This window comes from Streptomyces sp. NBC_00659 (assembly GCF_036226925.1).
GTDB lineage: Bacteria > Actinomycetota > Actinomycetes > Streptomycetales > Streptomycetaceae > Streptomyces.
In genome coordinates, this window is record NZ_CP109031.1 from 7,328,763 (window position 1) to 7,351,067 (window position 22,305).

General features: G+C 71.5%; 15 protein-coding genes and 1 pseudogene. 2 read left to right on the forward strand and 14 right to left on the reverse strand.

Translation table 11 applies throughout. The annotated features are described in order from the left end of the window. Position 1: 1 nt before the first annotated feature. The 14 genes and pseudogenes from OG410_RS31965 to OG410_RS32030 all read right to left on the reverse strand — a co-directional run bounded on the left by OG410_RS31965 (position 2) and on the right by OG410_RS32030 (position 19,880). Positions 2–649, reverse strand: coding sequence for a PIG-L deacetylase family protein (locus OG410_RS31965; RefSeq protein ID WP_329302271.1), 648 nt, complete (start codon positions 647–649; stop codon positions 2–4). Next, complete coding sequence (locus OG410_RS31970) at positions 646–1,476, reverse strand: glucose-1-phosphate cytidylyltransferase (RefSeq protein WP_329302272.1); 831 nt, start codon at positions 1,474–1,476, stop codon at positions 646–648. Before OG410_RS31970 ends, OG410_RS31965 begins: the two co-directional genes overlap by 4 nt. Further along, positions 1,473–2,708 (reverse strand): class I SAM-dependent methyltransferase, encoded by a 1,236-nt coding sequence (locus OG410_RS31975; protein WP_329302273.1) that lies wholly within the window; start codon positions 2,706–2,708, stop codon positions 1,473–1,475. The genes OG410_RS31970 and OG410_RS31975 overlap by 4 nt, the downstream gene beginning before the upstream one ends. Continuing rightward, positions 2,705–3,946, reverse strand: coding sequence for a glycosyltransferase (locus OG410_RS31980; protein WP_329302274.1), 1,242 nt, complete (start codon positions 3,944–3,946; stop codon positions 2,705–2,707). The genes OG410_RS31975 and OG410_RS31980 overlap by 4 nt, the downstream gene beginning before the upstream one ends. Positions 3,947–3,948: 2 nt before the next feature. Next, positions 3,949–5,199: an O-antigen ligase family protein gene (locus OG410_RS31985; protein ID WP_329302275.1), complete on the reverse strand. Its 1,251-nt coding sequence runs from the start codon at positions 5,197–5,199 to the stop codon at positions 3,949–3,951. Between the two features lies 1 nt (position 5,200). Continuing rightward, a complete protein-coding gene (locus OG410_RS31990) occupies positions 5,201–6,721 on the reverse strand; it encodes a right-handed parallel beta-helix repeat-containing protein (protein ID WP_329302276.1) in 1,521 nt (506 codons plus the stop codon). A gap of 13 nt (positions 6,722–6,734) precedes the next feature. Then, the gene (locus OG410_RS31995) at positions 6,735–8,702 is read right to left on the reverse strand and encodes a heparinase II/III family protein (protein WP_329302277.1); all 1,968 of its coding nucleotides are present in this window, start codon (positions 8,700–8,702) and stop codon (positions 6,735–6,737) included. Then, complete coding sequence (locus tag OG410_RS32000; protein WP_329302278.1) at positions 8,699–10,906, reverse strand: bi-domain-containing oxidoreductase; 2,208 nt, start codon at positions 10,904–10,906, stop codon at positions 8,699–8,701. Before OG410_RS32000 ends, OG410_RS31995 begins: the two co-directional genes overlap by 4 nt. Positions 10,907–10,935: 29 nt before the next feature. Beyond that, positions 10,936–12,870, reverse strand: a complete 1,935-nt coding sequence (gene asnB / locus OG410_RS32005; protein ID WP_329302279.1) for an asparagine synthase (glutamine-hydrolyzing) — start codon at positions 12,868–12,870, stop codon at positions 10,936–10,938. A gap of 3 nt (positions 12,871–12,873) precedes the next feature. Next, entirely contained in the window at positions 12,874–14,394 is a 1,521-nt protein-coding gene (locus tag OG410_RS32010) for a Wzz/FepE/Etk N-terminal domain-containing protein (protein ID WP_329302280.1), read from the reverse strand. Beyond that, positions 14,391–15,758 (reverse strand): Wzz/FepE/Etk N-terminal domain-containing protein, encoded by a 1,368-nt coding sequence (locus tag OG410_RS32015; RefSeq protein ID WP_329302281.1) that lies wholly within the window; start codon positions 15,756–15,758, stop codon positions 14,391–14,393. Before OG410_RS32015 ends, OG410_RS32010 begins: the two co-directional genes overlap by 4 nt. After that, positions 15,755–17,022, reverse strand: a pseudogene (locus tag OG410_RS32020) (glycosyltransferase family 4 protein). Before OG410_RS32020 ends, OG410_RS32015 begins: the two are co-directional and overlap by 4 nt. Continuing rightward, positions 17,012–18,328 (reverse strand): nucleotide sugar dehydrogenase, encoded by a 1,317-nt coding sequence (locus tag OG410_RS32025; RefSeq protein ID WP_329302283.1) that lies wholly within the window; start codon positions 18,326–18,328, stop codon positions 17,012–17,014. The pseudogene OG410_RS32020 and the gene OG410_RS32025 overlap by 11 nt, the downstream one beginning before the upstream one ends. A gap of 73 nt (positions 18,329–18,401) precedes the next feature. Further along, complete coding sequence (locus tag OG410_RS32030) at positions 18,402–19,880, reverse strand: sugar transferase (protein ID WP_329302284.1); 1,479 nt, start codon at positions 19,878–19,880, stop codon at positions 18,402–18,404. An 866-nt stretch (positions 19,881–20,746) separates the two neighbouring features. On the opposite strand from OG410_RS32030, the gene OG410_RS32035 reads away from it, so the two are divergent. Both OG410_RS32035 and OG410_RS32040 read left to right on the forward strand, forming a co-directional pair. Then, entirely contained in the window at positions 20,747–21,901 is a 1,155-nt protein-coding gene (locus OG410_RS32035) for a hypothetical protein (RefSeq protein ID WP_329302285.1), read from the forward strand. Positions 21,902–22,034: 133 nt separating this feature from the next. Further along, positions 22,035–22,271, forward strand: a complete 237-nt coding sequence (locus OG410_RS32040) for a hypothetical protein (protein ID WP_329302286.1) — start codon at positions 22,035–22,037, stop codon at positions 22,269–22,271. The last annotated feature ends 34 nt before the right edge of the window (positions 22,272–22,305 follow it).

Here is a 22,305-nt window from a genome sequence, read left to right on the forward strand (position 1 = left end):
TTCATTCCCCCAGGTCGAGAGTGAGTTTGGTGACGGCGAACGCCTCGGCGTAGCGCGCGTTGCTTTCGATACCGCGGATCCGGGCCAGCCCGAGGAAGGCCTCCCGGTCGTACCAGGGCCGGTGCCGCTGCGAGGGGTAGTGCTCCTGCAGCAGCCGCACCTTCTCCTCGGCGATCTCCGGCGACAGCGGCTGGTACGCCGACGGCCGGCCGAGATCGCCGTCCCACTTGACGATCTCGTAGCCGAGCACCAGGTGGTCGCGGAACGCGGTGGTCATCAGCTTCGCCAGACCGCGGTGGTCCTGATGCGCGTCGTCGGTGCGCGGGGCGAGGACGAGATCCGGCTCCGTGCCCGCGCGCAGCTCCTCGACCGCGCCCTTGGCCTCGTCCCAGTGCGCGGGCAGCCGTCCGTCCGGCAGCTTGTGCACGGTCAGCCGCAGGTCGGCGCCGGGGCAAAAGGCGGCGAGCGCGGCCCGTTCCTCCTGTTCCCGCTCGCCGCCACCGCCGGTGAGCACCAGCGCGTCGACGCGGATGCCCGGCCGCGCGTGGCACAGCGTCAGCAGCGTGCCGCCGGCGCCGATGGCGATGTCGTCGCAGTGCGCGCCCACCGCGACGATCCGGCCCAGGCGCCCGGTCCCGAGCCGGATCACGCGGTGCCCGCCGTGACGCCGGCCCGGCTCGCGGGCACCCGCGCCGTCGTGGCGCCGTGTTCCCACACGGCCCACGGGCGCTCGCCCCGGGTGTAGGCGTCGTCGAGCGCGGCCCGCTCCTTCACCGTGTCGGTCGGCTTCCAGAAGCCGCGGTGCTGGTGCGCCACCAGCCGTCCCCGCTTGGCCAGTTGGGCGCAGCCGTCGGCGACCAGGTCCCCGTTCTCCGGGATGTGGTCGAAGACCTCCTGGCGGAGCACGAAATAGCCGCCGTTCTCCCACAGCGGCATGTCGCTCACCGCGGTGATGCCCCCCACCAGGCCGTCGTCGCCCAGGTCCACGCAGTGGAACGAGGACTGCGGCGGCACCACCATCATCGAGGCGCCGGCGTCACGCCGGGCGAACTTGTCGATCATCTCCGGCAGCGGGGCGTCGGTGAGGACGTCGGCGTAGTTGGCGAGGAACATCTCGTCGCCGTCCAGATGGTGCCGCACCCGGCGCAGCCGCTCCCCGATCGGTGACTCGATGCCGGTCTGCGCGAAGGTGATCGTCCAGTCGGCTATGTCGGTGGACAGCAGCTCGGTCCGCCCGCCGCGCAGCACGAAGTCGTTGGACGTCGTCTCCTCGTAGTTGAGGAAGAAGTCCTTGATGTGGTGTGCCCCGTACCCGAGGCACAGGATGAACTCCGTGTGCCCGAAGTGCGCGTAGTAGCGCATGACGTGCCAGATCAGCGGCCGCGGGCCGACCATCGCCATCGGCTTGGGCACGTCATCGGAGGTTCCGTTGCGCATCCGCATCCCGTAACCGCCGCAGAACAGTACGACCTTCATGCCTTGACCTCGACAATGCTCAGTTCCGGAATGGGGAAGACCAGCCGGCCGCCCCAGTCGTGGACGAAGGACAGCTGCTCGACGAGCTCGTCCCGCAGGTTCCACGGGAGGACGAGCACGTAGTCCGGCTTGTCGGCGGCGATCCGCTCGGGCGGCAGGATCGGGATGCGGGTGCCCGGGGTGAACCTGCCGTGCTTGTACGGGTTGCGGTCGACCGTGTAGGCGAGCAGGTCGGGCCGGATGCCGCAGTGGTTGAGCAGGGTGTTGCCCTTGCCCGGGGCGCCGTAGCCGACGACCGTCTCACCGCGCTCGGCCGCCTCGATGAGGAACCGCAGCAGATCCCGGCGCACCTTGGCCACCCGGCCGGAGAACTCGGTGTAGCCGGACAGGTCCTGGAGCCCGGCGGCCTTCTCCCGGTCGAGGACCTCGGCCACCTTCCCGCTCGGCTCGCCGGCCACCTCGGCCGGCCGGGCCCACAGCCGGATGGAGCCGCCGTGCGTGGGCAGCAACTCGACGTCCACGAGCGCGAGTCCGCCGCTCGCCAGCGCCCGGATCGCGGACGCGACCGTGTAGTACTGGAAGTGCTCGTGGTAGATCGTGTCGTACTGGTTCTCCTCGATCAGGGTCAGCAGGTGCTGCACCTCGATGGAGACCCAGCCGTCGTCGGCGACCAGGGCGCGCAGCCCCCGGGTGAACCCGACCACGTCGGGGATGTGCGCGTACACGTTGTTGGCCACGACCAGGTCCGCCGGGCCGTGCTCGGCGCGGACGGCCGCGCCGGTGTCCGGGTCCAGGAACGCCGTGAGCGTGGGCACACCCGCCTCCCGGGCCGCGGCGCCGACGTTCACCGAGGGCTCGACGCCGAGGCAGCGGATCCCGCGGTCCACCACGTGCTTCAGCAGGTACCCGTCGTTGCTCGCGACCTCGACCACGAAGGCGTCGGGGCCGAGACCCACCCGCTGGGCGGCGTCGGCGACGAACGTGCGCGCGTGCTCCACCCAGGACGTCGAGTAGGAGGAGAAGTACGCGTACTCCGTGAACGTCTCCTCCGGCTCGATCAGCGGAGGTATCTGCGCGAGCCAGCAGTCGGTGCACACCCGCAGGTGCAGCGGGTACGCGGGCTCCGGCCGGTCGAGCTGGTCCGCGGCGAGAAAGCTCTCACACGGCGGGGTCGCCCCCAGATCGACGACGCTCGCCGTCGCGTGCGAGCCGCAGAGTCGGCATCGTGTCATGTACTTTCCCCATCCCCCTTGAACGCGCGGGTGTTCCCGCCGCGAGCATGTGCCGACCGTCCCGCGATCGCGGTCCGGTACTCCTCCACCAGGCGCTCCAGCCCGACGGCCGGGCTGAAACCCTGTTCGTAACGGCGCCGGGCCGCCCGCCCCATCTCCCGGTTGTCGTCCGGCCCGGCCGTGATCCGGCGCAGACAGGACGCGAGCGAGGCGGCCTCACCCGGCTCGTGCAGCAGCCCCGTCACCCCCTCCTCGACGAGTTCGACGAAGGCACCGTGACCTGCGGCGACCGTCGGGACCCCCGCCGCCATCGCCTCCACGACCACGAGGCCGAACGCCTCCAGCCAGGTGGAGGGAGCCACCACGGCGACCGACCGCGCGATCGCCTGCCGGCACTGCTCCTGGTCGTACAGGCCGACGTAGCGGACGTCGTCCCGGCCCGCGGCCCAGGCGGTCACCTCGGGCTCCAGCGGCCCCGTGCCGGCGATCACGAGCGGTACGCCCACACCGCCCCCGGCGGCGATCTCGTCCCAGGCGGCCATGAGCAGCCGTACGCCCTTGGCCTCGGCGAGCCGGCCGAGATAGAGCAGATGCTCGCCGTCGCCCTTCCGGCGGGCGCCCGGTTCGGGCACGAAGTTGTGCTTCACCGCCAGCCGCCCGGCCGGCATGCCGGCCCCCACCAGGACGTCGCGCTGGGCCGCGGAGATGCAGAAGAACCGCTCCACGCCGGTCCACCACCGCCGCCGGTTGACCGCCATGCTGACCGCGAGCGGCACCGTCGCCAGCCGGGAGCCCCGGTAGCAGCCGTGCCGGACGGCGGGCAGCGGCGAGGACCCGACGCACTCGGTGCAGGGCAGGCCGTCCCGTTGCAGCGTGCCGGGCGGGCAGACCTGGGTGTAGTTGTGCAGCGTGGCGACGGCGGGCACGCCCGCGTCGGCGCAGGCGGCCAGCACCGCGGGCGACAGGAGCGGGAAGACGTTGTGGACGTGCACCACGTCCGGCCGGTCGGCGCGCAGCCTGGCGGCGAGCTCCGAGCGGACCGCCGGGTTCCACGGCACCAGCAGCGGTACCGCCACCTTGCCCGGCAGCGACCGGGCGGCGATGTCGTCGCTGCGCCGCTCGAACAGCTCGACCTGGTGGCCGGCCTCGCGCAGCAGCGCCACCTCCTGGTCGACGACCTTGTTCTCCCCGCTCGGCTGCGCCGAGGCGTAGCGGTTGTGCACCACGAGGACGTGCATGCTCAGATCACCTCCGATCTCTGGGCCCATCGAGGGACGTGTCGCCGGGGGACCCGGGGCGTCGGGAGGGGAGTGGCCGGGGCGGGCGCCGCCAGCAGCGAGGCGGCCACGGCCAGGTGCAGCAGATACGGGGAGGCGTCGCCCAGCCCGGCCTCGGTGTACGACGCGATCGCGCAGTAGCTGATCAGGAAGATCGCGCAGGCCCGCTGGAGCGACGGCGGCCGCAGCAACGCCACACCGCCCAGCACGATGATGACCGCCGCCACCAGGATGACGCCGATCACGCCCTGCTCGTTGAAGACGGCCAGCCAGCTGTTGTCGATCGGCAGCCCGCCGAACGACTTGTCGCCCAGACCCGCGCCGAACAGGTACTCCGTGGTCGACCGGGGGGCTGCCAGCAGCGCGTGCCAGACCTTGGCGCGACCGGTGAGGCTGGAGAAGTTCTCCTGGCTCTGTCCGCGCAGGAACCAGGTCTGGAGCGCGGAGGCGAATCCCACCGCGGCCACCGTGGCGCTCAGCACCGCCCAGGCGAAGAACCGCCGGGCGGCGCCGCTGTTCAGGACGAGCGAGCCGATCGCCAGACACAGTCCGATGAGGAGGCCGAGCGTGGCGGTGCGGGTGTGGGTCAGGGCGAGCAGGACGAGCGAGGGCACGATGACCACCACCGCGCTGGTCCGGTCGGTCCGGCGGCCCAGGACGAGCAGCACGGTGAGCCCGATGATCACCGCGGCGTACTGTCCGATCTGCGGTGGGGTGAGCGGCCACAACGCGCCGACCAGCCGCCCGCCGTAGAGGTCGGGCAGGGCCGCGCCCGGTGAGAGGACCGCGCCGGCGGCCACCGTCCCGAGCACCGCCAGGTACATCCGGATGTGATGCCGGACGAACGTCAGACTGCCGTCCCACCAGCGGCTGACCAGCCACAGCGTGCCGACGAAGAGGGCCAGCCGGACGCAGCGGAACAGCGCGCCGAACCCGGACTCCAGATGCACGCTGGAGAACACGCTCGACACCAGCAGCAGGGTGAGCAGGAACACGAAGGCGCTGGGCCGCACGCGCAGCCGGACGTTGACCACGAGCGCCAGGGCGAACGCGGCGACCAGGGCGCCCATGGTGACCATCTGGATGAGGGAGCGGGGCAGCGGGACGATGGTCTTCGCCCCGGCGGACCCGAGCGTGTTGAGGACCAGCAGCCCCCAGACGGTCCCGATGATCTTCGGTGTGTGGTCACCGCTCGTCGTGTGGTCCCCGCTCATCTCAACCACCGTCCTGGGTGCGGAAGGTGCTGCCCGCGTCCTGCCGGTACGGGGTGCCCTGCCACTGCCCGGAGTCGAGGACCCGGCTCGGGTCGTGGGCGACGAACTTCCACGGTCCGACATAGGTGTTGTCATGCCAGCGGTTGTGCTGCTCGCCGGTGATCGCCTCCGCCACCCGGTCGCCCTGGTACGGCGACCAGTCCGGATAGGTGCCGTAGTTGGCCAGCACCGCCATGAGGTCGCACTTCACCGTGCAGCCGACGACGGACGTGTCCAGCACGAAGCGGTTGTTGTGGATGTCCACCCGCTGGGTCTTCCACCGGCAGTCGGCGTAGAGCGGTTCGGTGGCGATCGCCGGCCGGGCGCAGCGGTCGATGTCCTTCACCAGCAGCGTGCAGTCACCGGAGGAGGTGTTGGCCGGGCTGTTGCAGAACCGGTCGGCGTTCTCCCACAGGGTGATCCCGGACCAGTTGTCCTCCAGCAGGTTCCGGTAGACCTCGATCCTGTCCGTGCGGGCGCGGACCCGTGGTTCGCCGCCGGACTCGGACAAGTAGAGGGTCGCGAAGGGGAAGTTGTCCCCGCGGTCCGCGTACTTGCGGCCCTCGACCCAGTTGTTCCGCCGGATCGTGTTCTTCCGGATGACCGCGTTGTAGCTGGTCTCGTAGATCAGCGCGGCCCCGTCGTTGGCCTCGAGCACATTGTCCTCGATGAGGAAGTCGTTGTTGTTGGTGTCCGCCCACAACCCGGTCCCGCGGTTGTCGTGCACCCAGTTGCCGCGGATGTCGGCGCCGTCGACGGCCCAGAACTTGACGCCTCCGGTGCAGCCGCAGCCCGACCGCTTGCGCTCCCAGTCGTCCGTGTTGTTGCCCACGATCTCGTTGCCCTCGAGCACCAGGCCGCTGATCCGGCCGTTGCCCTTGTACGCGTTCACGCCGTACTGGCCGTTGTCGCGCAGGCAGCTGGCGCGGACCTGCTGGCGTGCCCCGGCCATCAGCCCGGCGCCCGAGTTGCGCTGGATCGTCGCGTGCTCGATCACCCACCCGTCGGCCGAGTCGTGATTGACCACGCCCTCGTCGCGCGGGGCGACGAACCCCTGCACGGTCAGATAACGGATGGAGACGTCGCGGGCGGTGCCGCCGAACGCGTACTGGTTGGTCTTCCGGCCGTCGAGCACCGCGCCCGGCGCACCGAGGTAGACGTCCCCCTTCTTGGGGATGACCTGGGCGTAGCGGTCCGCCTCGAGCCGGTGCTTGCCCGGCTTGAGCCAGAACGTGGTGTTCGGGGGGCTGTTCTTGGTCTTCTCGGCCAGGTCGCCTGCCTTCGAGGGGTCGACCGTCACCGCGCCCGCCGGCGCCTTCGCCGGTCCGGACGCGGGCTTGGCGCACACCCGGGCCACGGACGTGGACGGCCCGGCGGTCGGCTTCAGCCGCCCGTCCTGCGAGCTGTCGCAGCCGGTCGCCGCCGGCACGGCCAGCGCCAGCAGCGCAGCCGGCATCGCCCAGTGCCGCCACTTGATCGCCAAGCGTCCTTCCTCCCTAGCCGTGGAACCTGAGTACGGTGGTGAACCCCTGCGTGCCCTCGGCGACGCCGGTGCCGACCAGCGTGGTGGCGGGTTCCTTGCGCCCGAAGCCGGCGGAGTACCAGCCCAGCGGCGGCTCGCTCTCGCCGCGATGGGCCCGCCAGGTCAGCCGCCCGGGCAGGTCGAGCTCCGCGGAGCGGTCCTCGCCGTCCCGGGTCCAGCTGAGCAGCGCCCGGTTGTCCACGAGCTCGACGGTGATCGCCGGGCCGAGGTGGAAGGCCAGACGCACGTCCCGGCGCGGTCCGCTCACCTCGTCGACCACCGTCAACTCCCGGCTCGCGGCCGTCAGTTCCACCCGGCGGCGGTGCGCGGAGCCTTCGTAGCCGTCGTGCTCGGCGCACCAGCGGGCCACCCCGCCGTCGGAGGCGCCGGACGGGTCCGTGACCAGGACACGGGTGCGGGCGTGCCGGGTCCACAGGAACGGGCCGCCGGAGACGGACTGGTCACCGCCGTCCAGCTCCAGGGTGTTGTGGCCGAGCGTCGACCGGAAGTACCGCCGCCACTCGGGCTGCCCGTGGTAGCAGTACGTCCCCGGGTCCGCGAGCACGTCGACCCCGTCGTGCCGGACCTCCACGGACAGCGCGTCCGCGTGAGCGTGCGCGGCGATCGACAGGAACCCGTGCGGACCGCCGTCGCAGCGGCACCAGATCTCTCCCGGACCGCGCAGGATGGTCATGCCCGCGTCGGCGAAATGGGCCGGCCGCTCCGCCGGGCGGGACACGGCCGGCGCGTTCTCGATCAGCGAGTACGGCTGGACGAGCGCGGCCAGCAGCGGGGTCCGCACATCGGTGCCGGTCACCGCCGGCCACCAGGCGAGCCGGCCGAACACGGCGTCCCCGGTGGCCAGCAGCGAGCCCCAGCGGTCGGTGCCCGCGCCGTCCACGACCAGACCGTGCCCGTCGTCCGCGTCCCCCTGACGCGGCGGCCGCAGCCGGCTGTCCACGACGGCGGCGAGCGCGTCGGTCATCCGCAGCAGCACCAGCCGGACCGTCACGGGGACCGGTACGCCCGCCGCGTCCGCCTCGGCCACCGCGGCCAGGCCGAGCTCCAGCACCAGTCCGTGATACTCGGTGGCCAGCTCGCGGTTGAGGCCGGAGTGGAAGGTGTTGCTCCGTAACTGCCGCTCCAGCGACCGCAGCGCGTCGGCCCGCCAGCGCGCCGAGGAGGGGAACCACCCGAACGCGCAGGCCGCGGCGAACTGCCCGGCGGTCTCGGCGATGACGTGGTTGTTGGCCGAGGACCCGCGGCTGGGGAAGGCGGCCAGCCAGCGCTGGTGGTGCCAGATCTGGTTCAGCGCCACCGGGTTGTCCTCGAACAGGGCGGCCGCGCCCGGCCAGCCGTCGAGCAGCCGGCGGACCCACACCCAGGACAGCAGCCGGATGCCCAGCTCGATGCCGCTGGTCCAGTGCACCCCGCGCAGTGGCGGGTTGGCCGCCCACCACGACCGCAGGTGCCCGGCCACCCGCTCGGCGTACCGCTCGTCCCCGGTGACCGCGTAGGCGGCGGCGAGCACGGTCAGGTACTGATGCCGGGACGGCTCCCAGATCTGCTTGATGTCACCGACCCGGTCCTCGTCGCGGTACGGCACGTCGAAGGCGTAGCCCTCCGGCGCCCGGCGTCCCGTCTTCGGGTCGTACCACCAGTCCGGGTCGGCCAGGTCGTCGCGCTCGACGCCGAAGAACTCGGCGTGCCCGGCCATCAGCCGGTCCGCCTCGGCGACGAGACGCTTCGCGGCGTCGGGTGCCACCGCGTCGACCGTGCCCGCGGGCAGTGACGCGGTGAACCGGGCGCCGGTCACGTCCGGGCAGTCCGGCGGCGCCGACCGCCACCGCCGTCTGCGCACCGTGTCGCCCACCCGGCCGCCGATCTCCCGCGGCCCCATCCGGGACAGCCGCCGCAGGTACCAGCCCGCGCTCATGGTCATCGAGCGCTCGCCAACGTCACCGGCGCGCCGCCGGCCAGGCCGGTCCGCACGGCGAGGGTGGCCGCCGTGGTGGCGACGAGCGACTCCAGCGGCACCGGCATCGGGCCGCCGGTCCGCACGGCCTTGACGAACGCGGCCAGTTCGGCGGACTGACCCTTGTCCCGGGCCTTGGGCAGCCGCGAACTGACCCACCGCTTGCGGCCGTTCCTGCCGTCCGAATACAGCGAGGCCCGCACGAAGTCGTCGAGCCGCAGCACCTTGCCGTCCGCGACCAGGTCCAGCGTCTCCTTGGGGAAGCCGGACGCGCCGGTGGTGACGTAGCTGATGGTGGCGGTGGACCCGTCCGGGTAGCGCAGGACGACCTGAAGGTCCTCGTTGCCGGACGCGGCGACGGCGTACACCGAGACCGGGTCGGCGTCGAGCAGCCAGCTCGCCGTGTCGATGAAGTGTCCGCCCTCGCCCGCGAACCGTGAGCCCTCGGTGCCCTGCTGGAGATACCAGCTCCCGTGGGTCAGCCGGCCCGCGTTGACCAGATAGCGCAGGCTCGCCGGACCGGTCCGGGCGCCGAACCGGGTTTTGGCCTCCTGGAGCAGCGGCGCGAACCGGCGGTTGAAGCCCACCTGGATCCGGTCGTTGCCGGACTCCTCCACCGCCGCGAGCACACCGGCCAGCTCGTCCTCGGTGAGCGCCAGAGGCTTCTCGACGAACACGGTCTTGTCCGCGAGCAGGGCCTTGCGGGTCAGTTCGGCGTGCGAGCTGTGCCGGGTGACCACGAACACCGCGTCGACGGACTTGTCGCCGAGCACGGCGTCGAGGTCGGTGGTCGCCTCGGCGAAGCCGAACTTCCGCTGCGCGTTGGCCGCGGACAGCGCCGTCGTCGTGACGACCGTCGACAGCTCGACCCCGTCGCGCTGCGTCAGGTGCGGCAGCAGCATCGACGTCGCGTAGTTGCCCGCGCCGACGAACGCCAGCCGCACCGGCGCCGAGGCCGGCCGGGCCGGTCCGGAGACCCCGGCGCCGCGTCGCACCGCGGGCACGTCCACCACCGGGGCCTCGGCCTCGGCCTTCGCTTCGGCCGTCTGCCCGGGGTACCGGAACAGCACGGCCACGGCCTTGAGTTCACCGTCCTTCAGGCTCCGGTACGTCTCGACGGCGTCGTCGAAGTCGGCGACGTGGGAGACCAGGGGCTCCACGTCGACGCGGCCGCGGGCGACGAGATCGAGGAAGCACGCCAGGTTGCGGCGCTCGGTCCAGCGCACGTAGCCGATCGGGTAGTCCCGGCCGTCGAGTTCGTACTCCGGGTCGTAGCGCCCGGGGCCGTAGCTGCGGGAGAACCGGACGTCGAGTTCCTTCTCGTAGTACGCGTTCCAGGGCAGGTCCAGACGGCACTTGCCGATGTCGACGACCCGGCCGCGGTCCCGGCAGAGCCGCGCGGCCAGCTCGACGGGCTGGTTGCTGCCGCCGCCGGCGGCCAGGTACACCTGGTCCACGCCGTGGCCGGCGGTGAGTTCGGCGACGGCGGCTTCCACGGCCGCGGAGGCGGGGTCGCCGCAGGCCGCGGCACCCAGGCGCTCGGCCAGTTCGCAGCGCGTCGGGTCGGGGTCCGCCCCGACGACGCGGACCCCCGCGGCGACGAGGAGCTGCACCACCAGCTGCCCGATCAGCCCGAGGCCGATGACCAGTGCCACCTCGCCGAGCTGCGGCTCGCCCTGGCGTACGCCCTGCATCGCGATCGACCCGACGGTGCCGAACGCCGCGTGCCGCGGCGCGAGGCCGTCCGGTACCGGGGCGTAGAGGTTCTTCGGCACCCAGTTCAGCTCGGCGTGCAGCGCGTGCTCGTTGCCGGCGCAGGCCACGAGGTCGCCGACCTTCACGTCGTCGATCCCCGCGCCGACCTGCTCGACCACCCCGCACAGCGAGTAGCCCAGCGGCGTGTAGGAATCCAGCTTGCCCATCACCTTGCGGTAGGTGGCGGGCACCCCGTTGGTGGCCACGCTCTGCATGACCTTGGCCACCTGGTCCGGCCGGGAGCGGGCCTTGCCCAGCATCGACATGCCGGCCTCGGACACCTTCATCAGCTCGGTCCCGGTGGAGATCAGCGAGTAGGTGCTGCGGACCAGCACACCGCCCCGCTTGCACTCCGGCACCGGCACGTCGAGCACCGCCAGCTCGCCGCTCTTGTAGTTCTGAACAACCTGCTTCACCCGAAGTCCCCTTGTTTCTAAGCCGTGTTCTAGGCCGCCGAGCGAGTGTCCTGGCCGGACCCGGAGACCGCGCCGCGATACCAGTACTCGAGGGTCAGCACATGCCACAGATGCTTGGAGAAGTCCCGCTGCCCGGCGGCGTCCTCGGCGACCATGCGCGCCAGCGCGTCGCGGCGCAGGAGCCCCGAACGGACGAGCTCGCCGTCGTTCACCACCTCGCGCACCAGCGGTGCCAGATCCCTGCTCATCCAGGCCCGCAGCGGGGCGCTGAACAGGCCCTTGGGCCGGTACACGATCTCCCGGGGCAGGATCGAGGCGGCCGCCTCCTTGAGGACCGCCTTCCCCTGCCGTCCGACGATCTTGCGGTCACCGGGCACGGCGAACGCCGCCCTGACCACCTCGACGTCCACGTACGGCACCCGCACCTCCGTCGACGCGGCCATGCTCGACCGGTCCGTGTAGGCGAGGTTCAGGCCCGGCAGGAACATCCGGGCGTCGCCCAGGCACATGCGGTTGACGAAGTCGTCGAGGTCGTTGTCCTGGTAGACGTCCGCGTGCTCGGTCAGCACGTCCTCGACCGTCCCGGCCAGGTCCGGATCGATCAGGGCGAGCAGCTCGTCCCGGTCGTACATGGTGTAGCTGCGCCGGAACGCGGTCTCCTCCGGAAGGTCGGCGAAGGACAGGAACCGCTTGGCGAAGCGCACCGACCGGTACCCCCGGCGGGCCGTGGCGACCGGAAGCCGGTCCACGGCCGCGGACAGGCCGCGCCGCATCGGCCGCGGGACCCGCTGGTAGCGCAGCGCGATCAGGTTGGCCAGGTGCTTGCGGTAGCCGGCGAACAGCTCGTCGGCACCCATCCCCGAGAGCATCACCTTGACCCCGGCCTTCCGGGCGGCCGAGCAGATCAGGAACGTGTTGATCGCGGCGGGGTCGCCGATCGGCTCGTCCAGGTGGTGCGTCATCTGCGGCAGCAGGTCGAGCACGTTCGGAGCGATCTCGATCTCGTGCAGGTCGACGCCGAACCGCTCGGCCACCTGCCGGGCGTAGCGCAGGTCGTCCGGCATCGCCTCGAACTTGGCGTCCTCGGCCCGGAATCCGATCGTGTAGGCGGAGATCCCGGGCCGGTCGCGGGCCGCCAGCGCGGTCAGATAGCTGGAGTCGAGACCGCCGGAGAGGAAGGTCGCCACGGGGACGTCGGAGAGCAGGTGGCGCCGGGTCGACTCCTCGACGACGGCGGCGATGTCCGGCAGGTCGCCGCTTCGGGCCCGCTCCTGGCCCTCGGCGGCGACGTCCTTCAGATTCCAGTACCGGCCGCGCTCCACCCGGCCGTCGGGCCGGAACCTCAGCCAGCTCCCCGGCGGCAGTTTCTCCGCCTCGCGGAACGCGCAGCGCGAGTCCGGCACCCAGTAGTAGAGCAGCGAGGCCACCAGCGCGGCGTGGTCCACCTCCAGCGACCCGCCGCTCACGGCGGCCAGCGCCTTGAGCTCGGAGGCGAACACCAGGCCCCCGCCGCGCCGGAGCAGGAACAGCGGCTTGATGCCGAGCTGGTCCCGGGCGAGCACCAGTTCACCGGTCCGCTCGTCGAAGATCCCGAACGCGAACATGCCGCGCAGCCGGGGCAGGCAGTCCGTGCCCCAGCGCCGCCAGGCCTCCAGCAGCACCTCGGTGTCGGAGGTACCGCGGAAGCGCACCCCGGAGGCCTCCAGCTCGGCACGCAGTTCGGGCGCGTTGTACAGCTCGCCGTTGTACGTCAGGACGAGGCCGCCCGAGACCATCGGCTGGGCGCCGGTCTCGGACAGGTCGATGATGGCCAGCCGGCGGTGCCCGAGGTGCACCTCGCCGTCACCGACGGGGTGGCTGTAGCGGCCCGCCCCGTCCGGACCCCGGTGCGCCAGGGTCTCGGTGAGCCGGTCGGCCACGGCCTTCCCGTCGGGCCATCGGTAAGTACCCGCGATGCCACACATGTCCTACCGTGCCTCCTGGTCGCTGTCCGGGACGCGTGCCGCCCACATCGGCAGCCGCTCCGTCCGCCGCGGGCCCGATCCGCCCTGGCGGGCCGACCGCTCGTCCTGGCCGCGCAGCGCGGTGTTCAGCCCGTCCCACAGGGTGCCGTCGGTCCGGTCACGCGGATCGGGGTCGATCAGCACCACGCCGATCACCGCGATGCGCTGGTCCGCGAGCTGCCGTGCCACGGTGTGCAGCCATGCGGCGCTGCCGTGCCCGGCGCGTACGACCAGCACGGTCCGCGTGCCGAGGTACTGCAGGTCGGTCCACGCGGTGCCGGGCGCCACCGAGCCGACTCCCACCCGGCGTTCCTGATGCGGCACGGACGCGGCACCTTCGCCGCTGACCACGGTCGGGTCTCCCGGCTTCGGGCGGCGCTTGGCGAGTTGCAGGCCGGGCAGACCGTCGACGACGACCACCGGCCCGTCCGCCGCCAGCGCCCTGGCGAGATCCAGGGCGAGCACGCTCGTGCTGCGCGCGGTGCCCAGTTCGAGCAGTGACACCGGTTCCGCGGAGGTGCGCGCGGTGCGCGCCAGGGATGTGGTGAGCCGTTCGCGTGCCAGCCGGATCCGCCGGCGCCGCCACAGCCGGCCCGACCGGCGGGGCAGCTCCGCGACGACCGAGGCGCCGAGGTTCGACGCGATCTCCCGGCGCAGCACGGGGCGGTCGGCCACCACCGAACCGACCGCGGCCACCGCGAGGCCGAGGACGAGGCCGAGGACGAGGCCGACCGCGGCGTTGGTGGCGGCGGCTTCGGGCAGGGAGTTCCGCACCGCGCTCGGGGCGTCCACGATCTGTGTGCCGGCGATGAGCTTCGGCGTGCCGATGCGCGCCTCGGCGGCGCGCTGGCCGAAGTCGGAGATCCGTGAGGTGAGTTCGGCCCGGCGGGCGAAGAGCGACTCCAGGTCCGCCGACGCCGTCGGCCCGCTCCGCGGCGATCCGTCCCCGATCGCCTTGTTGACCTGGGCGAGTTCGCCCTGCAGGCGGTCACGCTGGTCGAGCAGGGCCTTGGCCTCGGCGTCCGCGGCCGCCCGGATCCGCTTCACATGGTCCGCGACGAACGCGTCGGCCAGTGCCTTGGCGCGGGCCTCCGCGTCCGCGTCGCTGTCACCGGTCACCGTGATCTGCAGCAGGTTGTTGGTCAGGCCGATCCCCGTGTAGTCCTTCATGAAGTCCTCCGGCTTCTCCGGAGAGTGAAGGGACTTCAGGGCCCGGTCGGCGATCCGCGTGGTCTGGAGCAGCGCGACGTCGGTACGGATCAGCGTTCCGGGGTCGTTCGGCTGGTCCTCCTGATGCGCGACCAGCACCTTGGTCTCCGCGGTCGGCGGCGTCGGCAGCAGGACCGCCACCGCCGCGCCCACGAGCAGCCCCAGCAGCCCCACGGCACACCAGAAGCGGCGCCGTCTGCGCACCGCCACCACCAGCGCCTGCAGATCCAGCAGCGGAGCGGCGGCCGACGACTCCGCAGTCGTACTCGTCGTCACCCTGAACTTCCCTTCGCGTCGTGGCCGACCGCGAGCACCGGCGTGGAGGTGTTCCGGGGACGGCCGGCGGACCGCGCCGGCAGGGCCCGGACCATGCCGGCGAGGACGATGCCGACGATCTCGTACTTGGCGTCCGCACAGGCCTCGGCGATGCCCGCGAGCTCCCCCGCGGTCCAGCTGCCCGGGCTGAGCACGACCAGGGCACCGGACTCGTTGCCGCGGTCCGGCACCAGCGGATGGGACACGGAGACCCCCACCATCCGCAGCACGGGATCGCCTTCCGCCTCCGCGACGAGCTGACCCGCGGCCCGGCGGGCGATCTCGTCGCCTTCCGGGAAGACGACCAGCAGCCCCCGCGGAGCGGGCAGCAGGTCCCGGAGACGGGTACACACCCGCCGGTAGCGGATCTGCCTGCTGACCTCGTCGCCGGAGGCCTGCGGGGCCGGTATGTCCCAGCGGACGTCGACGCCCAGCAGCCGGCGGATCGTGGCCCGCGGGCCACGGCCCTCCGGCCGGTGCGCGGACCGTTCACCGGGAACGTCGACGGTCCCCAGCAGCGCCGCGCCCAGCGCCGCGGCGATCTCCGGCTGGGTGCGCAGCCGGCGGCTCATCCGGGCCGCGGTGAGATGGCCGACGACCCCGAGCAGGAAGAACAGCAGCGCCCCGGCGACGACGAGCTGGATCCTGGTCGGCGGTGCCTCGCCGGTCGGCCGGGCGGCCGACCCCATCACGACCATGTTGGCCCTGCCGGCGGAGGGGTCGGCCTGGTCCAGCTTGCCGATGGCCTCCTGGAGCGTGGTACGCAGCTTCTCGAGCTCGGTGCGGGCCTGCACGCTCTCCACGGTCTGCCCCGGATCGGCGGCGTCGGCCAGCTCGGTGATGCGACGGCTGGTCTGCACCACCGTCTGCTGCAGTGCCTCGCGCTGCGCCGCCGCCTCGGGGTCGGTGTTGTCGTCCACGATCCGCGCGGCGAACGTGACGAACTGCTTGGCCACCTGGTCGGCGAGCTGCTGCGCGCGCTCCGGGGTCTCGGCCGTGCCCGAGATCTTGATGATGTTCCCGTCGGCGGTCTTGGCGCTCACCCGGTCCCGGAGCTCGCTGTTGCTGACCCCGGACCAGTGCAGCGCGGCGGCCGCCTGGTCGACCACGACCGAACTGGTCGCGATCTCCTCCTGGGTCACCAGCTCGCGCTCCTCCCAGGCGCCCGGCAGCAGTACCGATGCCGACGTCGTGTAGCGCGGCGGGAAGAGCAAGGACGTGCCGTACCCGGCGAGCGCGCCCACCAGGGCGAGGACGGTGAGGAGCCGCCAGCGCCGACGGATGATCCGCCCGATCGTGACCAGGCGTATCGTGTCATCGTTCAACGGTGCGGCCTCCGCCCTGTGCCCGGTCAGGATCGTCCGCCGACGCCGGGGCGTGGTCGCGGCAGGCGGCGGCGTAGGCCGCGAGCAGGGACGCCTGGGAGTTGCGCCAGGAGAGCGGGCCGCTGATCCGCTCCTGGCCGATCTTGCCCATCAGAGCGCGCTTCTCCGGATCGTCCAGCAGCAGCCCGATGAGCCTCGCGAACTCGGCCTCGTCGTTGGCGGGCGCGTAGACGGCGGCGTCACCGGCGGAGACGCGCGCCTCCCGGAGGTCGAAGGAGACGAGCGGCCTGCCCATCACCATGTACTCCAGGACCTTGTTCATGGTCGAGACGTCGTTGAGCGGGTTGTGCGGGTCGGGGGAGAGGCACACGTCCGCGGTGGACAGGTAGCGCACCAGGTCCGCGTCCGGGATCCGTCCGGTGAACTGCACCTGCTCCGAGAGCCCGAGCTGCCGGGACAGCTCCACCATCGCCTCGAAGGTGTCGCCGCCGCCGACGAACACCGCGTGCCAGTCGGTCCGCCCGACCTCGTCGCGCAGTTTCGCCAGAGCCCGCAAGGCGTAGTCGACGCCGTCCTGCGGGCCCATGACCCCGAGGTAGCACAGCAGATGGGGCTTGCCGCGCTTCAGCTCCGGCTCGGGCGGTACGGGGTGGAACCGGTCGATGTCGGGCGCGCTGCGCACCACGAAGACGTCCTCGGGCCGTCGGCCGCCGCGGCGCACCGCGACGTCCCGGTAGCTCTCGTTCGTGGCGAGCACGACGTCCGCGGCCCGGTAGGTCATCCGTTCCAGCGCGCACACACCGCGGTAGAGCAGGTCCTTGCCGCGGCCGAACCGCGACAGGTACAGCTCGGGCACCAGGTCGTGCTGGTCGAAGACGAACCGCGCTCCGCGCCGCTTCAGCCACCGCGCGGGCAGGAACAGGAGGTCGGGCGGATTGCAGGCGTGCACCACGTCGACCGGGCCGATCTTCCGGGCCAGTCGCATGGTGTGCCACAACGCCGATCCGTACTCCCGCAGATAGCCGGCCGGTCCGCCGGTGGCGGCGCGCAACGGGTAGCGGTGGATCCGCACCCCGTCGATCACCGCCTCCGGCTCCGTGTCCCGCTTGCTGCCCTGGGGACAGATGACGTGCACCGTCCAGCCAGCGTCGCGCAGGGTCGTGCATTCCTGCCACACCCGTCGGTCGAAGGGCACCGACAGGTTCTCCACCAGGATCAGCGCGCGCCGGTCAGGCCGGTCGCCGCTGGTCGTGTCACCAAGCAAGGCCCATGTATCCCGGTTCGGTCCGGCGCGCGTCGGCGTCGGGAAGGTGGATGAGATCGACGATCATCGGGCCGTCGCCGTGGGGCAGCGCCGACAGCACGGCCGGGTCCCTGGTTCCGACCAGGCACACCTCCGCGTGTTCCAGCACCTCGTCGACGGAGTCCGCGAGCAGCTGCGCGAGGTGCGGCAGCCGGGTCTCGATGTATTCGCGGTTCGCGCCGAGCAGCCGGGAGAGGCTCACGTTGGCGTCGTGGATCCGCAGGTCGTACCCCTTGCCGAACAGCCTCTCCGCCAGCTCGACGAGCGGGCTCTCGCGGAGGTCGTCGGTGCCGGGTTTGAAGGACAGCCCGAACAGGCCGACCCGGCGCTTGCCGGTGCGCTCGACCATCTCCACCGCGCGCTGCAGATGGTCGGAGTTGGAGGGCAGCACGTGGGAGAGGATGGGCACCGAGACGTCCGCCCGCTGCGCCGCGTGGACCAGGCTGCGCAGGTCCTTGGGCAGGCACGAGCCGCCGAAGGCGAAACCGGGCCGCAGATAGGCGGGGCTGATGTTCAGCTTGCGGTCGGCCAGGAACACGTCGATCACCTGGTGCGAGTCCACCCCGAGGGCCTGGCACACCGCGCCCAGCTCGTTCGCGAAACCGATCTTGAGGCCGTGGAAGGCGTTGTCCGCGTACTTGATCGCCTCGGCCACGGGGATCGGCACCCGGAACACCTCGCCGGGCAGTCCCTCGTACAGGGCCGCCACCACATCGCCGCTCGCCGCGTCGAGTTCGCCGATGACGGTCTTCGGCGGGTCGAAGAAGTCCCGCACGCTCGTGCCCTCGCGCAGGAACTCCGGGTTGACCGCGACCCCGACGTCCACGCCGGCCGTTCCGCCGACGTACTTCTCCAGGATCGGCACCAGCAGGTTCAGGCAGGTGCCCGGGAGCATGGTGCTGCGGAACACCACGGTGTGCCGCCCGCCCCGCTCGGCCAGCGCGGCACCGATCTCCTCGGTGACCCGCTCCAAGTACGTGGTGCACAGGCTGCCGTTGGGCTCCGAGGGCGTGCCCACGCAGATCAGCGACACCTCGCTGTCCGCGATCGCCTCACGGACGTCGGTGGTGGCGCGTAAGGCCCCGCTCCCCACGACGTCGGCGACGAGCTCGCCGATCCCCTCCTCGACCACCGGGGCCTTGGCGTCGTTGACCAGGTCGACCTTCACCTGGTTGACGTCCACGCCGATGACCTCGTGGCCCTGGCCGGCCAGGCACGCGGCCGACACACAGCCCACGTAACCGAGCCCGAAAACGCTGACCTTCATGACCCGTTCCTCCCCCAGGGCAGACCCTTGCGGCCTGCCGTACACGCGCCTGCCGGACGACACCCTCCGCGCATCAATAGGCCCCCTGCCCGTAGAGCACCGCACGCAGCGTCTTCCACAAGATCACTGTGTCCAGGGCGAGCGACCAGTCCTCCACGTACCGCAGGTCCAGCCGCACCGCCTCCTCCCACGACAGGTCGCTGCGTCCGCTGATCTGCCACAGGCCGGTCAGTCCGGGCTTGACCAGCAGCCGCCGACGGATGTCCGGGCCGTACGCGGCGGACTCCTCAGGCAACGGAGGCCGCGGACCGACGAGCGACATCGATCCGGTCAACACGTTGAAAAGCTGCGGGAGTTCGTCGATCGAGTACCGGCGCAGCACCGCTCCGACCCGGGTCACCCGCGGATCCCGGCGGACCTTGAACAACAGACCGGCACCCTCGTCGAGGCCGGCCAGCTCCGCACGTGCCTTGTGGGCCCCGGAGACCATGGTGCGGAACTTGAGGATCGTGAACTCGCGGCCGTTCTTGCCGACCCGGCGCTGCTGGTAGAACGCTCCGCCCCGGCTGTCGAGGAGCACGAGCAGTCCGACGAACACCATCAGCGGCGCGAACAGTAACAACAGGACGGCCGCGCCCAGCCGGTCGACGACCACCTTGACCGCCCGGCGGCCCCCGGTGAACGTCGGCATGCTGACCCGCAGCAGCGGGATCCCGAGCACCGCGTCGACGTGCAGCCGCGGACCGGCCACCTCCATCAGCACGGGGGCCACGACCATCTCGGCGTCGCTGCCCTCGAGGTTCCAGGCCAGTCGTTGCAGCCGGTCCGGCGACCAGTGCGGGTCCGGGGTGACCGCGACGACGCGATAGCCGTCGCGGTGCACGTGGGTCGCGACGTCCGCCAGCAGCCCGACGACCGGCACTCCGTCCAGCTCGTCACCGTCGAGCCCGTGACCGTCGGTCGTGCACACCGCCTCCACCCGCCAGCCGAGGTGCGGGAACTTACGGGTCCGGGTGACCAGGTCGTGCAGGGTCGCCGGGCTCCCGGCGGCGAGCACCGGTCGCAGGCACCGTCCTTCCTTACGTTGCTTGTGCAGCCACAGGCGCAGCAGATAGCGCACGGTCATCGTGACGAGCGCGATCGCGGGGATCGCGACGAAGATCCAGAGTTTGATGTTGCGCGAGGTGAGCGCGATCCCGCCGAGCGCCAGGACGACGGTCGCCGCGAACAGCGAGCGTCCTAACCGGCGGAATTCCTCCGCGCCCTGGCCGAGCACGGCCGGAGCCCACGCCCGGCTCACCGCTAACGCCCCCAGCACCAGCAGTTCGGTGCCGAACGCGAGGATGCCCCATTTCTCGTGCCAGTTGGCCGCGTCCCGGGCCCCGAAGAAGTTGCCGATCGCCGCCACCACGAAGGCGGTGGCGATCATGTCGCTGGTGATCACGGTACGGCGGTACCGCTGCTCCCAGTCGGTCGCAGGCTGATTGACCCCCCCGTTCGTCAGACGCTCGCGCGCAGACGGAAACGGGCGTACTAGTCCCCCTTGCCGCACAGAACCCCCCAGGTTCCAGTGGTTCGACGTGTTCGCCTAACACTGTTCCTCGCTCCGGAAGGCACCCCAGCCTCCCGCGGCGCGCCGCGCTGTTCCTCCCCCCGGGAGGCCCCCGCCTCCCGCGCCGCGCTGATCATCCCCCCGGGAGGCACCGCCTCCCGTCCAGCGAACACCCGCTGTTTCAGGGCTATTTGAGCAACTCGCCCTATCGGCAGCGGACTTGCACTCCAGCCGGACTTCCGAGGACTCCCGGAACCCGTCGAGACCCCGGGTGCTCCCCGCACCCGACCCCCTTCAGGGCCCCAAGAACCGACCACCCCCAAGTCCCGCGTCGAGGAGGCCAATGCTGGCATTCCCGGCGCCGGACCTATAGATCATTATTGGTCGCCTCGTGTCCGAACAGCTGAAGCACGGTCAATCTAGACCATCGGGGCCGTTATGAAGAGGGGGATGTGTGGAATTTGTGCCCAAGATTTGAGGCCGGATCCGCTGACGGTTGTCCGCCTACGGGCGCTTTGGTGTCATCGCGCCGCTCTGGGCGGCTCGTCCGGCACCCGGGCCCGGCGTGTGCGAGCTCCGACCTGCGAGCCTCAACAGGCCTTCTACGGCGCGTAGTTAGGCGACTACGGCCGCCGGCGGGCCCGCACTCCCGGTGCGGCTCCGGCATGTGACTGAAATTCATGCCGTAGATCGTCCCGGCGTTGGGTACAGCGCGGCAGCCATGCGTGTCGGCTGGGGCGGTCGGATCGTGGTCAGTGCGTTTGGAGGAGGCGGCGCGCGAGTGTCATGGTCATTGGCCTCCGGTATTACTCGGTGAGCAAGCGATCAGTCGCTGCGGGAGCCGGATCGTGAGGGTGGGGGAGTGCATGACTGACCAGCCGGTGTTCGTCCTGGGCGAGGAACTACGGGCGCTGGAACGTGCCGGGTTCGAGACCGAGGCAGAGTTCCAGGAACTTCTCGCGCGCCATCCGCGGGTGCTGGACTTCGGCACGCTCGCGGACGGCCGGCCCCTGCGGCTGGTGCTGGTGGCCCGGGAGATGGGGATTCCGACGGGCACGGAGAGCGGGTCGGCGTACTGGCTGGACCATCTCTTCGTCGACGCCGACGGTGTGCCGACGCTGGTGGAGGTCAAGCGGGCCACCGATACCCGGATCCGGCGTGAGGTCGTCGGGCAGATGCTGGACTACGCGGCGAACGCCGCCCGTTACTGGCCGGCCGCACTGTTGCAGCGGTCCTTCGAGGACACCTGCGTCAAGGACGGGCGTCCACTGGAGGAGGCGTACGGGGAGCTCCTGGGCGAGCGTTCCGCGGACGAGTTCTGGTCGACGGTCGAGGAGCGGTTGGCCGCCGGGCAGATGCGGTTGCTGTTCGTTGCCGACAGGATTCCGCTGGAGCTGCGGGCGATCGTCGAGTTCCTCAACCGGCAGATGCGGCAGACGGATGTGTACGCGGTCGAGCTGACCCAGTACCGCGGCGGGGGAGACCGTGACCTTCGTGTCCTCGTCCCGCGCATTCACGGGGAGGTCGCCACGGCGGCGAAGTCCCCCTCCGGTCGCCGCACCACGCAGCGGACCACGCGGGCCGAGATGGACGCGGCGATTCAGTCCCGCCCCGATCCGGAGGTACGGCGGATCGCGACCGCCCTGCTCGATCACGCGGCGGCCGACGGGCGACCGGAGGGCGGAACAGCCAAGTACCGGAGCATGTCCGTCTACTACCCCGTCTCCGGGCGGCAGGTGCCGGTGTGGACCCTGTCCCTGCAGGACGGCCCGGTGAGGGACGACCTTGCCTTCGCCTTCGGTTCGATCACCTATCACCTCGGCCGCGAGCGGGCGGCAGCGTTCGCTGCTTCCCTGCCGGCCGTCCCCGGCCTGGCGGAGAGGCTGGAGGCTCTACCGGACAAGGCGTACAACGCGTGGCCGTCCGTCTCCCTGACCACGCTCGCCGCCGCGCCCGGCGCCTTGGAAGACATCCTGTCCGCGGTGGAGAGGCTCATCGACGGTCGGGAGTCCTCCGCCTGATCGCCTGCGCTGCGGAAGGACTCAGAGCAGTCCTTCCCCGACCCGTACGAGGGCACGTGGTGGCCACCCGCACCGTTGCCCTTCCAGCGGCAGGCTACGAGAACCATCGGCTCATCACGGGAAGGAAGAAGTCGTGTTCGACCACGTCACCGGGCTAAGCCCCGAGCAGGCCGCACACTGGGCCACGCTGGTCGAGCAGTCCCGACCAGTCCTTGAGAGCGACGGAATGGAGGCCGTCCAGACCCTCCTGGCCGAGCGCGGCATGAGTGTCATCCAGGCGATCGTCATCACCCGGGCCCTTCTGGGGCATGCGGAGACACCACTTCGAGTCGCCATCGACATCGTGGCCACGAGCAAGGCTCGGCAATAGGTTCAGAGAAACGGCTCGTTCCCATTCACTGGGG